This is a genomic window from Nocardioides bizhenqiangii, assembly GCF_034661235.1.
GTDB lineage: Bacteria > Actinomycetota > Actinomycetes > Propionibacteriales > Nocardioidaceae > Nocardioides > Nocardioides bizhenqiangii.
In genome coordinates, this window is the sequence record NZ_CP141059.1 from 4099270 (window position 1) to 4111484 (window position 12215).

The following is a 12215-nucleotide window of genomic DNA, read 5'->3' on the forward strand; positions in this document are numbered from 1 at the left end:
GTTCTACTTTAGTTCGAGTATGCGGTGCTGGCCACCCACCCGCCAATCCCTGCGCCCTGTGACGTCGGTCCCGTCCGCACACGGTGATCGGTCCTTCCAGGCATGTAACGACAATCACGGCACTGGACACCGATCTGTAACCGTCGGTTCGTTGAAACGGTCGTTTCTGCCTGCAATCTGGAGGACATGACCGACACGACCTCTTCCGGGACCCCCGTCGACCGCAGTCTCGAGCGCCGCGCCGCCCTCCGCAGCCGTCACGCCCAGGGCCTCACCCGGCTGATGGAGGAGCGCGCCGACCTCCGCGGCGTGCACGCACTCGCCGACTTCGTCGACGATGCGGTGCGCTGGACAGCCTGAACCGGTAGCCACCCGGTCCTTAGACTTCGGACCGTGATCTTCAAGCGCGTGGGCGACAGTCGGCCGTACCCCGACCACGGCCTGGGCTCGAAGGAGTGGGCATCGGTGCCGCCGCGTCAGGTGCGCCTCGATGAGCTGGTCACGACCAAGGACACGCTCCAGCTGGCGGCGCTTCTCGACGAGGACTCGACCTTCTTCGGCGACCTGTTCGCCCACGTCGTGCTGTGGCGCGACGAGCTCTACCTCGAGGACGGACTGCACCGGGCGCTGCGGGCGGCGCTCCAGCAGCGGAACGTGCTGCACGCCCGCGTGCTCAGGGTGGACGACAAGGCCTAGATCCTTCGATCTAGGCTGACGGCGTGGACATCACGGCACGCACCCGGTCGGCAGTGACCCTGGCCGTCCTCGCCGTGCTCTTCGTGACCGGCGTGGCCTGGGCGTGGTCGACGGTCACCGATCCGTTCCCGGAGAAGATGGACCAACCCGCGTGCACCGACTCCACCTTCGCCGCCGGTGATCGGATCACGCCCGGCAACGTCCTCGTCAACGTGTTCAACGCCAGCGGCACCGACGGCCTCGCCGGCGAGACGATGGACGCGCTCGTGCGCAAGGGGTTCGCCGAGGGGGCCATCAGCAACACCGCCGCCGAGACCGGCGAGAGCGGGGTCGTGATCTGGACGCCCGACCCCGACGGTCCCGCGGCCCGGCTGCTCCGCACCTACTTCGGCAAGAACACCCGGATCGCCGACCAGGCGACCGCCGACCCGGGGGTCACCGTCGTGGTGGGCGAGGGCTTCCCCGGCATCAAGGACGGCAAGACCGGCATCAAGGTCAAGGACGAAAGCACCGTCTGCAGCCCGCCGTCGTCCTGACCGCTCAAAGGCCGCCGGACCAGGTGGCGCCTTGAGCCAGCGCCGATGCGGATCGGCTGATCCGGAGCATCATCGCCGCGGAAGGCGTGACCAGGCCGTTGACGTACGTGGACAGCCGGGACGGTGAGGTGCCGATGTACTGCGCGAACTGTCGCTGGCTGCAGCCGCTGATCGCCACCAGTCGCCGGATCTCCTTGGCGACCTCGAGTCGCTCGGCCTCCTCGAACCGCTTGCGGTAGACCTTCGCGCACCATTCCATCGCGGAGGCCGGGGCCGGCAGGTCTGCCTCGACCGCCAGCTCGGTGAGTCTGGAGACCTCGGGGCCCCACGGGTTGGCCGCGATGATCGCCAAGACCTTGCGCCACTCGTCGACACCGCGCCGCTCGATGACCTGCGCCAGCTCGTCGGCGTCCTTGGGAACCGGTGCCGGACGCAACGGGTCGACGTCGGCCATCAGCAGCCAGAACGCCGTGGCGTAGCACTTGCCCGCGACCGCGGACGCTTCCTCGTCGGGCTGACCAGCGGTCGCCACTGCCCGCTCGATGTGGGTACGGCGCGCGAGCTCGAGGCAGGCGGCCGTCGTCAGCGGCAGGTGTGGGCCGAGCCTGACCAGGTCGTCGAGCTCGTTCTGGATCTGCGCGACCTGTTGATGGCCGAACCGGCGCACGAGGTTGGCAGTGTGCTGATAGTCCTCGGCGTCGCCGAGGGCGATCACACCGAGCATGTTGGTCAGCACGGCTGTCTTGAGGGCGGACTCCGGTGTGTCCGGATAGGTCGCCAGAACGCCGACCAACCGCCGCCAGGCGGCGGCAAAAGGCCCGGACTCGAGCCGGTCGATGCGCTCGAAGACGGACAACCCAGCGGCGTGGAGCGGCGCATGACCCTGATCAGAGTCGCCCTGCATCGCGTTGAGCAGACGGGCCAGTTCTGGTCGCTGCCCGCGGAGGGCGTCGATGCGCCCAAGGACTGTTGTTCTAAAAATAGTTTCGATGATCCCGATCCCCCTCGGGTGGTCGCGATTGGAGCGTCGCGACTCCCTTCTGCCGAAGGTGGAGCCCGGCCGGCAGGTTCGCCTCACCGTTGACGTGGTCGACGCCGAAAGTAAGGCTGGACTCACAATCTCACGCCGAGGCCTGTCTGACAAACCTTTCTTCGGCGAGTCATCTCATCGAGCTTCAGCGAGCGCGGTCGTCGTCGCCCGGATCCGCGCCCAACCACTGGGCGAGCCGGCCGCCCGCACTCACCTGGCGGAGGCGTCGCTCGGTCGCCTCACGCAGCTTGCGAGGGGTGACCACGAGGAGGTCGTCGCCGTGCCGCAGCACGGTCCTGACCTCGGGCACGAGCGTCTGCCCCTCACGGACGATGAGCGTGACCGACGCGCCCGGGGGCAGCCGGAGCTCGCCGACCTCGACCCCGTGCATCCGGCTCTTCGGGCTAATGGCGACCTGGAGCATGTCGGCGGCCACCCGCTCGAGCGGCGCCGCCTCGAGCTCGATGTCGCGGGGCTCCGACCGCCGGGCGACGCGAAGGACCTTCGCGACCCAAGGGAGGGTCGGACCGGTGAGCACGGTGTCGATCACGACCAGCACGAAGACGATGTCGAAGAGCAGGTCGGCCTGGTCCACCTCCTCCGCCAGCGGGATGGTGGCCAGCACGATCGGGACCGCCCCGCGGAGGCCCGCCCACGAGATGAAGGTGAGCTCCTGCCAGGACATCCGCTGCGCCAACGAGCTCACCAGCACCGACAGTGGCCGCGCCACCGCGGTGAGGATCAGGCCGGCCCCCAGCGCCATCGCGACGGTCTCGAGGTCGATCCGCCCCGGGGACAGGAGCAGGCCGAGCATGACGAACAGCCCGATCTGCGCGAGCCAGGCCAGCCCCTCCGAGAAGCCCCTTGTCACCGCGCGGTGCGGGAGGGCGGCGTTGCCGAGTACCAGCGCGGCGACGTAGACCGCGGCAAAGCCGCTGGCGTGGACGGCGGCGGCGGCGCCGTACCCCAGCATCGCCAGGCTCAGCACCGCGATCGGGTAGAGCCCGGAGGCGGGGAGCGCCACCCTGCGCATGATCCAGGCTCCGCCGAACCCGGCGCCGAGGCCGATCAGCACGCCGGCCACGAGCTCGAAGACGATGATCCCGGCAAGGGCGAGCGGACCGTGCTCCGCCGCCGCGCCACTGGAGATCAGCGTCACCAGGACGACGGTCGGAGCGTCGTTGAAGCCGGACTCGGCCTCGAGGGCGCCGGTGATGCGTCGCGGCAACGGCACCACCCGGATCACCGAGAAGACCGCGGCAGCGTCGGTCGGCGACGTCACCGCACCGAGGAGAACCGCGAGCTCCCACGGCATGCCGAGCACGAAGTGGGCGCCGATCGCGACCACGCCGACGGAGACCGTAACGCCGATCGTCGCGAGCGCCAGGCCGAGCCGGACCGAGGACCGGGTCTCCCGCCAGTTGGTGGTTAGGCCGCCCTCGGCCAGGATGACGGCGAGCGCGCCGAAGCCGATCGCGTGCGCGAGCTCGGCGTCCTCGAAGCCGATGCCGATCACGGACTCCCCGAGCAGCACCCCCATCAGCAGGTAGACGAGGAGGCTCGGCAGGCCGGCCCGGGAGGACACTCGCACCGCGAGGACCGCGAAAAGGGTAACGGCGGAGCCCACCAGCAGGAACAGGTCGAGCTGGTGGACGTCGAAGCTCATGTCACCTCGGCTGCAGCGGTCGGGGCGCGGGTTCGCAGTCTAGTGGCTCCGGTTTCCGGAGGCTGGGTCGCCCGAAACTGAAACGTGTTCTACATTTGAGGCATGAGTGTGCCTGCCGGCCTGGCGATCCCCGCGACCGTCTCCGCCCACGACGTACCGCCCGACACCGAGACGTTCGACGTGGTCGTCGTCGGGTTCGGCATCGCCGGCGGTTGCGCCGCGCTCGAGGCCGCCCGCGCCGGAGCCCGCGTGCTGCTGCTCGAGAAGGCCGCCGTCCACGGCGGGACCTCGAGCATGTCCGGCGGCCACTTCTACCTCGGCGCCGGCACCGCCGTGCAGGAGGCGACCGGGCACGACGACTCCGTCGACGCGATGACGCGGTACCTCGTGGCCAGCACCAAGGACCCGGACGAGGAGAAGATCCGCCTCTACTGCGAAGGGTCGGTCGAGCACTTCGACTGGCTCGAGGCGCTGGGCTTCCAGTTCGAGCGCTCCTACTTCCCCGGCAAGGCCGTGATCCAGCCGGGCACCGAGGGCCTGATGTACACCGGCAACGAGAAGGTCTGGCCGTTCCGCGAGGAGATCCCGCCGGCCCCGCGCGGCCACAAGGTGCCCGTCCCGGGCGACACCGAGGGCACCAAGATCGTGATGGACCTGCTCCGGGTGCGGGTCGAGGAGGCCGGCGTCGAGGTGCGCTTCGAGACCGGCGCGTCGAACCTGGTGGTGACCGACGACGGCGCCGTCGCCGGCGTCGCCTGGAAGCGGTACGACGAGTCGGGGGTGGTCCTCGCCCCCGCTGTGGTCGTCGCCGCCGGCGGCTACGTCATGAACCGCGACATGCTCGAGGAGTACACGCCGGCCCTGACCCGGAAGCTCTTCGCGCTCGGCGGCAGCTACGACGACGGGCTCGGGATCCGGCTCGGGCAGTCGGTCGGCGCCGCACTGGAGCACATGGACGAGCCGTTCATCACCGCTCCGTTCTACCCGCCGTCCTCGCTGGTGAAGGGGCTGATCGTTAACAAGCTCGGCCAGCGGTTCGTGGCGGAGGACAGCTACCACGCGCGGACGTCGTACCACGTGCTGCAGCAGCCGGACGCGACGGCGTACCTCATCGCCGACAGTGACCACATGGAGGAGCAGCGGATGCCGCTGGTCCCGCTCAAGGACGGCTACGAGACGGTCGAGGAGATGGAGGCGGCGCTCGGGCTGCCCGAAGGATCGCTGGTCGCGACCATGGCGCGGTACAACGAGCACGCCGCCCGCGGCGAGGACCCGGACTTCCACAAGCACCCCGACTGGCTCGCGCCGCAGACCACCGGCCCGTGGGGCGTCTACGACCTCACCCTCGGCACCGCGCTCTACGCCGGGTTCACGCTCGGCGGGATGCGCACCGGTGTCGACGGCGAGGTGCTGCGCGAGGACCGGTCGGTCGTCCCCGGCCTGTACGCCGCCGGCGCCTGCGCCTCCAACATCGCCCAGGACGGCGCGGGCTACTGCTCGGGCACCCAGCTGGGCGAGGGCTCGTTCTTCGGTCGTCGGGCCGGTCTGGCCGCCGCCCGCCTCTCCGCCGAATCGACAGAAATGGCCCGTTGAATCAACACAAATTGTCCCTTGACTCGACACAGATGCCGTCCCCGGCCGGGTGAGGCGTCCGTCGGCATCGGTTAGCGTGCTGGTGCGATGACCATTCCTGTCGATTCAACGGACCATTTCGGTCGATTCGGCAGGGCCCAGCGCGCCAACGTGCCGCCGTTCCACGTGATGGACCTGCTCGCGTTGTCGGCCGAACGGCAGCGGAGCCACGGCGACCTGATCAACCTGCTGGCCGGCCAGCCGAGCACCGGCGCTCCGGCGCCGGTCAACGCCGAGGCGGTCCGGCTGCTCGGCTCGGGCGACCCGCTCGGCTACACGCCCGCCATCGGCATCGTCGAGCTCCGGGCGGCGATCGCCGACCACCACCGCCGCCGCTACGGGATCGACGTGGCCGCCGACGACGTGGTGGTGACGACCGGCTCGAGCGGCGGCTTCCTGCTGGCGTTCCTCGCCGCGTTCGACGTGGGCGACCGCGTGGCCATCGCGCGACCGGGCTACCCCTGCTACCGCAACGTGCTCGCCGCGCTCGGCTGCGAGGTCGTGGAGATCCCGACCGGCCCCGACACCCGCTTCCAGCCGACGGTCGAGCAGCTCGCCGAGGTCCACGCGGCCGGTCCGTTGGCAGGGCTGGTCGTCGCCAGCCCGGCGAACCCGACCGGCACCATGCTGCTGCCCGACGAGCTGGCGGCGATCGCCCGCTGGTGCGAGGAGACGGGCGTGCAGCTGGTCTCCGACGAGATCTACCACGGAATCCAGTACGAAGCGTCGTCGCCGGCCAGGTGCGCGTGGGAGACCAGTCGCGAGGCGATCGTCTTCGGCTCCTTCTCGAAGTACTTCTCGATGACCGGATGGCGGCTCGGTTGGATGCTCGCCCCGTCCCGGCTGCTGCGCGCGGTCGACGTGCTGACCGGCAACTTCAGCATCTGCCCGCCGGTGCTCGCGCAACGGGCCGCGCTGGCCGCGTTCGACGCGGCGTCGTACGACGAGCTCGACGGCCACGTCCGCCGCTACGCCGACAACCGCGAGCTCCTGCTCGCGGGGCTCCAGCGCCTCGGCATCGACCGGCTCGCGCCGGCGGACGGCGCGTTCTACGCATACGCCGACGTCGGCCACCTCACCGACGACTCGATGGCCTTCGCCCGGGACGTGCTGGCACGCACCGGGGTGGCGATGGCGAGCGGCATCGACTTCGACACGGTCGACGGTGGGCGCTACGTCCGGTTCAGCTTCGCCGGAACGGCGGCGGACATCGAGGTCGCGCTGGACCGCCTCGACGGGGCTCTCTAGGAGAGTGCTGCCTAGCGGCCTTCCGAGCGCCGCCTCTGCATGAGGTCCGACACCCGCCGGATCCGCACCATCATGGTGGCGGAGGGCGTGACCAGCCCGTTGACGTACGTCGAGAGCCGCGACGCCGACGTGCCGGCCATCGCCGCGAACTCACGCTGGCTGAGACCGCTCATGGCCACCAGCTGCCGGATCTCCCGGGCGACCAGCTCGCGCTCACGACGCTCGAACCGCGACCGGTAGACCTTCACCGCCTCTTCGATCGCGTGCACGGTCTCCGGCCGATCGGCCGCGAGCGCCAGCTCCTTGAGCTCGTTGCCGTACGGCGCCCAGGGGTTGGACGCGATGATCGCGACCTGACCGCGCCAGGCCGGCAGGCCGCCGTGGTCATACAGCGAGGCGACCTCCTCCGGCGTCCTGAGCAGAGGGCCTGGCGTGCTGGGGTCGACGTCGGTCAGCACCAACCAGAAGCCCGCCTGGTAGCAGCGCTCGGCGACTTCGGTCGCCTCCTCCTTCTCGAGGCCCGATTCCTCCAGCACCTCGGCGATCGAACCTGTCAGGGAGAGGATCATCGCCATCCGGCTCGCCACCGGCATCGCCGGTCCGGTGCCGAGCAGGTCGTCGACCGTCGTCTGTACCGCGGCGATCTTGCCGTGCCCGTAGCGCTTCGTCAGTCGGCTGATCGACAGGAAGTCGACCGGCTCGGCGAAGTGGATCAGCCCGATCATGTTGGCCATGGTCCCGACCGTGATCGCCCAACCGTCCTCGCCGATCAGCCCGGGCGCCGTCCCGGCGAAGGTGCCCCACACCTCCGGGAAGCCTCCAGTGTCGGCGCGGTCACTGCGGTCCAGCAGCTCGAGCGTGGCCGCGTGCGCGACCCGGCTCTTGGGGTCGGGGTCCTGCACGATCGCGCTCCGCAGCTCTTCGAGCCGCGCCGCGAGGGTCGTGTCCCCCGGATCTTCCGGGCCGGACGAGTCGTCGCCCCGCACAGAAGATGAGTCCATGACCTTACAAACCTCCCTCGCACGGCGCCGCGACGTCGCAACGCTGCACGGGTCCAGCCGCCGGGGGGATGCTCAGCCGCTCCGAGCACGACGGTTGAAGCAGAGTAAAGGCGCGACCTGATCGGCGGACCCGATCCCTCAATCTTTTACCGGATCTGAGAATCACCTCCCCGGGCAGCGGAGCCGGCTAGCGCGCGAGGTCGTGCACGAACTCCTGGAGCTGGGTCAGGTTGCGGCACTCCACCATCGGGACGATGTCGCGGTAGGTGCGGGCCGCCGAGTCGCCGGCACCCCAGCTGCTCTCCGGCTCGGGATTGAGCCAGTACGACCGTCGCACCGAGCCCGCCAGCCGCCGGAGGGTCGCGTCCTCGAGGTCGCTGTAGTTGCTCCGGGCGTCGCCGAGGATCAGCAACGTCGTCTTGGGACCGAGCGCGTCAGCGTGCTGCTCCTCGAACTTGGCGAACGCGCGGCCGTAGTTGGTGCGGCCCCACAGCGCCGCATAGCTGCTGGCGGCGGCCAGCCGCTCGAGCACGTCCACCGGGTCGGAGCCCGGTCGCAGGTGCTCGGTGACCTCGTGCACGTGGTCGATGAACGTGAACGCCCGCATGCTCTGGAACACCTCGCGCAGCGCGAACACGAACAGCAGCGTGAACTGCGCGAAATTGGCCACGGAGCCGCTGACGTCGCAGAGCACCACCAGGTCGGTGCGGTGCGGTCTCTTGGGGCGGTGGTGAGTCGTCAGGGGCACGCCGCCAGTCGCGATCGACGCCCGGACGGTACGGCGGAAGTCGAGCGCCCCCCTGCGGCGCGCGTGGTGCTCCTTGGTCAGCCGGGTGGCGAGCTGCCGCGCGAGCGGGAAGACCTGGCGGCGCATCTCGTCGAGGTCGCTGCGCCGGGCCGCGGTGAACGCGAACTTGTCGATGCTCGGGCGGATCGCGACGTCGGCGACGTGGTCGGGTCCCTTCTCCTCCGCGATCCGGCGACGGGCGTCGTCCTCGACCATGGTCGTGAAAGAGCCGACCTGCCGGTTGACGAGGCGTCGTACCTCCGTCTCGCGGGCGTCGGCGTCGCTGTCGCCGAGCAGCCCCGCCACGATCCGGTCGACGAGCTCCTGCGGCGCGACCCGCTGCAGCGCGGTGTAGGCCGACCACGACGAGAGGCCCGGCCCCCGGCCGGGCATCGCACCGAACGTGCCGACCATCTGCGCCGCCAGCCGCTGCAGCTGCTGCTGGTCGCCGCTCTGGAGCGCCTCGACGAGCTGGTCGCGGAACGCCTGCAGCGCGGCGGCGTTGTCGCGGACCCCGGACCCGTCGGCGCCGTCCCCCTCCGAGGCCTCGCTGCTCGAGCCTGTCGAGACCCCGTCCCCGACCAGGGCCGGGAAGTAGACGTCGAAGAGGGCGTCGAAGGTGGTGCGCTGGGACTGCTTCTTGACCAGGGTCGCGGCGAGCACGTCGCGCACGTGCGCGCGGTCGCCCCAGCCGACGGCACCCAGCGCGGCGACCGAGTCGAGGTCCTCCGCGAGAGAGACGGACAGGCCGGCGGCCCGGAGCGCCTCGATGAAGGAGAGGTGCCGGTCGAGCAGACCGGAGGTTTCGCGTGCCATCGCCGTCAGCGCTTGTCGAGCAGTAGCTCCTTGACGGCTCGCTCCTGGTCGGAGGCGTGCTTGAGGACGGCACCGAGGGTGTCGGAGATCGCCTTCTCGTCGAGGTCGCGGATCTCGAGCGCGATCAAGGTGCGCGCCCAGTCGACGGACTCGGCGATCGAGGGCGCCTTCTTGAGCTCGAGGTCCCTGAGCCTGCCCACCGTCGCGACCAGCTGCTCGGCGATCCGGTCGTCCAGGTCGGACACCTGGGCCTGCAGGATCGCCCGCTCGCGCTCCGCGTCGGGATAGTCGAGGTGCAGGTAGAGACAGCGCCGCTTGACCGCTTCGGAGAGCTCGCGGCTCGCGTTGGACGTGAGTACGACGTACGGCCGTCGCGTCGCCGCCACGGTGCCGAGCTCAGGGATGGTCACCTGGAAGTCCGACAGCACCTCGAGCAGCAGACCCTCGACCTCGACGTCGGTCTTGTCGACCTCGTCGATGAGCAGCACCGTCGGCTCGTCCTGGCGGATCGCCGTCAGCAACGGCCGGGTCAGCAGGAACTCCTCCGTGAAAATGTCGTCGTGGGTCTGGTCCCAGTCCAGACCTTCGCCCGCCCCGGTCTGGGCCTGGATTCGGAGCAGCTGCTTCTTGTAGTTCCACTCGTAGAGCGCCCTGGCCTCGTCGAGGCCCTCGTAGCACTGCAGCCGCACCAGCGTCGCGTCGGTCGCCCGCGCAACTGCCTTGGCCAGCTCGGTCTTGCCCACACCGGCGGGTCCCTCGAGCAGCAACGGCTTCTCCAGGGCACCGGCCAGGAACGCGGTCGTGGCGGTCGCTGCGTCGGCGAGATAGCCGGCCTGCGTCAGCCGATCGGCGGCCTGCGTCGGGGAGGAGAACCAGGTCATGCCCCCATCCTGCCGTGACTCCCGCCGAGACGAGGCACCGTCCAAAGGTTCCTCGTCGGCCACGCGGTCGCGGCCAGCGGTGAGGGTCGATCGAGGACCGTCAGGTGTCGCGGTATCGGGCTTGGCGCACCGATGCGATAAGGCCGTCTTATCAGTCCTGAGAATTGGCGGTTGAAAAAATCTCGAACCAGTGAAATCGCGCGTTCTACGCGGGGATTCGGCAGAAATCAGGCCCTATTTCTCTGAAATGCAGGCCGTCACAGATTCGGAACTTGGCAAAGAAAAGGTAAATAGCGTCCCACTTCATTTCGGGGATGCGTCACTGGTGATTCGCCGCTGCGCTCGGGACCGCGGCCCATTACCGGGGCTCCAACTCCAACTCTCTTAGGGGGATTTCGTCATGCTCAAAAACACCACGAACCGGGTGCGCGACCTCCGTCGCGACGACAACGGCTTCACGCTCATCGAGCTCCTGATGGTCATCATCATCCTCGCCATCCTCGCTGCGGTCGTCGTGTTCTCTGTTCGCGCCATCGACGACAACGGCGAGCAGGCTGCCTGCGAGGCCGAGGTCCGTGCGGTCGAGACCGCCGTCGAGGCCCGCTACGCCGATCGCGGCAGCTACCCCAACACCGTCGGCCAGCTCGTGACCGAGGGCTTCCTTCGCGATGACCCGGGCGAGGCATCGACCCTCGTCCCCGCGACGACGGTCTCTAACACCGGGGTTCTCGGAAACGACGGCGGCTGCTGATCACGCGACCGAGGAGGGCTGCCGCTCCAGGCCGCCCTCCTTCGGTCTTCACAGGGGAACTCTCATGCACCAGCACCTGCACCGGATCGGCGACCGGGTCGACCTGCTCCTCAACTCCCTTTGGGACGCGAGAGGTACCGATCTGATCCTGACCGCCGGCCTGCCGCCCATGATCCGGGTCGACGGCACGCTCGCACCGGTGCCCGGCCAGTCCGTGCTCGCCGGCGACGACACCGACGCCCTCCTCGCCGAGGTGCTCACGGCCGCGCAAGCCGAGGTGTGGGACACCCAGCACGAGTACGACTTCTCGTTCTCCTGGCGCGAACATGCTCGGATCCGCGGCAACGCGTTCACCCAGCGCGGGCTGACCGCGGTGGCGCTGCGGATGATCCCGCGGGAGATCCCGACCCTGGACACCCTCGGCCTGCCGCCGGTGCTGCGAGACCTGTCGCTTCGTCATCAGGGACTGATCCTGATGACCGGACCGACCGGGTCCGGCAAGTCGACCACGCTGGCTTCGCTGGTCGACCTCATCAACAGCAACCGGGGCTGCCACATCATCACTGTCGAGGACCCGATCGAGTACGTCCACGACCACAAGATGGCCGCGGTCAACCAGCGCGAGGTCGGCACCGACACCGGCAGCTTCGGCAACGCGCTGCGCTCGGTGCTCCGCGAGGACCCCGACGTGCTGCTGGTCGGCGAGATGCGCGATCTGGAGTCGATCTCTTTTGCGCTCACCGTCGCCGAGACCGGGCACCTGGTCTTCGCGACGCTGCACACCAACGACACCGCTCAGTCTCTAGGCCGGATGATTGACGTCTTCCCGGGCGACCAACAGGCGCAGATCCGGGTCCAGCTCGCGTCGGCGCTCAGCTGCGTGGTCTACCAGCGGCTGATCCCGCGGATCGGCGGCGGCATGACGGCCGCCTACGAGGTGCTGGTCGCAACCCCGGCCGTGCGCAACCTGATCAAGGAAGGCAAGACCCACCAGCTCCGCAACTCGCTGGTGACGGGCGCCCGCGACGGGATGAACACGCTCGAGCACTCGCTGTCGCACTTGGTGCAGCAGGGCGTGGTGAGCCTCGACGACGCCGTCGCGCGCAGCCTCTATCCGAAGGACATCGAGGTCCGGCCGCGGATGTCGGCCGCTGTGGCTCCATAAGCACGC

The 12215-nt window shown here is 69.5% G+C and carries 12 protein-coding genes; 7 read left to right on the forward strand and 5 right to left on the reverse strand.

Annotation, left to right across the window (positions count from 1 at the left end):
* Positions 1–186 precede the first annotated feature (186 nt).
* Genes SHK19_RS19955 through SHK19_RS19965 form a run of 3 tightly spaced genes read left to right on the forward strand, consistent with a single transcriptional unit; the run spans position 187 to position 1232 of the window.
* Positions 187–360 carry a hypothetical protein gene (locus tag SHK19_RS19955; protein ID WP_322937261.1) on the forward strand — a complete coding sequence of 58 codons (174 nt, stop codon included), beginning with the start codon at positions 187–189 and terminating at the stop codon, positions 358–360.
* Between the two features lie 33 nt (positions 361–393).
* On the forward strand, positions 394–696 hold the full coding sequence (locus SHK19_RS19960) for a type II toxin-antitoxin system VapB family antitoxin (RefSeq protein ID WP_322454655.1): 303 nt from the start codon (positions 394–396) through the stop codon (positions 694–696).
* Positions 697–719: 23 nt separating this feature from the next.
* Entirely contained in the window at positions 720–1232 is a 513-nt protein-coding gene (locus tag SHK19_RS19965; RefSeq protein WP_322454654.1) for a LytR C-terminal domain-containing protein, read from the forward strand.
* Positions 1233–1236: 4 nt separating this feature from the next.
* Here SHK19_RS19965 and SHK19_RS19970 read toward each other — a convergent pair whose 3' ends face one another.
* The gene (locus tag SHK19_RS19970) at positions 1237–2088 is read right to left on the reverse strand and encodes a helix-turn-helix domain-containing protein (protein ID WP_322937262.1); all 852 of its coding nucleotides are present in this window, start codon (positions 2086–2088) and stop codon (positions 1237–1239) included.
* A 319-nt stretch (positions 2089–2407) separates the two neighbouring features.
* Positions 2408–3928, reverse strand: coding sequence for a potassium/proton antiporter (locus SHK19_RS19975; protein WP_322454652.1), 1521 nt, complete (start codon positions 3926–3928; stop codon positions 2408–2410).
* 102 nt (positions 3929–4030) lie between these two features.
* On the opposite strand from SHK19_RS19975, the gene SHK19_RS19980 reads away from it, so the two are divergent.
* Both SHK19_RS19980 and SHK19_RS19985 read left to right on the forward strand, forming a co-directional pair.
* The gene (locus tag SHK19_RS19980) at positions 4031–5521 is read left to right on the forward strand and encodes an FAD-binding protein (RefSeq protein WP_322937263.1); all 1491 of its coding nucleotides are present in this window, start codon (positions 4031–4033) and stop codon (positions 5519–5521) included.
* A gap of 150 nt (positions 5522–5671) precedes the next feature.
* The gene (locus SHK19_RS19985) at positions 5672–6808 is read left to right on the forward strand and encodes a pyridoxal phosphate-dependent aminotransferase (RefSeq protein WP_322937264.1); all 1137 of its coding nucleotides are present in this window, start codon (positions 5672–5674) and stop codon (positions 6806–6808) included.
* A gap of 11 nt (positions 6809–6819) precedes the next feature.
* Here the strand turns inward: SHK19_RS19985 and SHK19_RS19990 are convergent, their stop codons facing one another.
* The 3 genes from SHK19_RS19990 to SHK19_RS20000 form a co-directional block, all read right to left on the reverse strand.
* Positions 6820–7809, reverse strand: coding sequence for a helix-turn-helix domain-containing protein (locus SHK19_RS19990; RefSeq protein ID WP_322454649.1), 990 nt, complete (start codon positions 7807–7809; stop codon positions 6820–6822).
* Positions 7810–7996: 187 nt separating this feature from the next.
* Positions 7997–9412 (reverse strand): vWA domain-containing protein, encoded by a 1416-nt coding sequence (locus SHK19_RS19995; RefSeq protein WP_322937265.1) that lies wholly within the window; start codon positions 9410–9412, stop codon positions 7997–7999.
* Between the two features lie 5 nt (positions 9413–9417).
* Positions 9418–10293, reverse strand: a complete 876-nt coding sequence (locus SHK19_RS20000; protein WP_322937266.1) for an AAA family ATPase — start codon at positions 10291–10293, stop codon at positions 9418–9420.
* A 400-nt stretch (positions 10294–10693) separates the two neighbouring features.
* On the opposite strand from SHK19_RS20000, the gene SHK19_RS20005 reads away from it, so the two are divergent.
* Together SHK19_RS20005 and SHK19_RS20010 are read left to right on the forward strand one after the other, a co-directional pair.
* Positions 10694–11044, forward strand: coding sequence for a competence type IV pilus major pilin ComGC (locus SHK19_RS20005; protein WP_322937267.1), 351 nt, complete (start codon positions 10694–10696; stop codon positions 11042–11044).
* Between the two features lie 64 nt (positions 11045–11108).
* Complete coding sequence (locus SHK19_RS20010) at positions 11109–12209, forward strand: type IV pilus twitching motility protein PilT (protein WP_322937268.1); 1101 nt, start codon at positions 11109–11111, stop codon at positions 12207–12209.
* The last annotated feature ends 6 nt before the right edge of the window (positions 12210–12215 follow it).

Coding starts and splice junctions, on each gene's coding strand:
- SHK19_RS19955 (WP_322937261.1), top strand. CDS start 187: ATGACCGACACGACCTCTTCCGGGACCCCCGTCGACCGCAGTCTCGAG.
- SHK19_RS19975 (WP_322454652.1), bottom strand. CDS start 3,928: ATGAGCTTCGACGTCCACCAGCTCGACCTGTTCCTGCTGGTGGGCTCC.
- SHK19_RS19980 (WP_322937263.1), top strand. CDS start 4,031: ATGAGTGTGCCTGCCGGCCTGGCGATCCCCGCGACCGTCTCCGCCCAC.
- SHK19_RS19990 (WP_322454649.1), bottom strand. CDS start 7,809: ATGGACTCATCTTCTGTGCGGGGCGACGACTCGTCCGGCCCGGAAGAT.
- SHK19_RS19995 (WP_322937265.1), bottom strand. CDS start 9,412: ATGGCACGCGAAACCTCCGGTCTGCTCGACCGGCACCTCTCCTTCATC.
- SHK19_RS20000 (WP_322937266.1), bottom strand. CDS start 10,293: ATGACCTGGTTCTCCTCCCCGACGCAGGCCGCCGATCGGCTGACGCAG.
- SHK19_RS20005 (WP_322937267.1), top strand. CDS start 10,694: ATGCTCAAAAACACCACGAACCGGGTGCGCGACCTCCGTCGCGACGAC.
- SHK19_RS20010 (WP_322937268.1), top strand. CDS start 11,109: ATGCACCAGCACCTGCACCGGATCGGCGACCGGGTCGACCTGCTCCTC.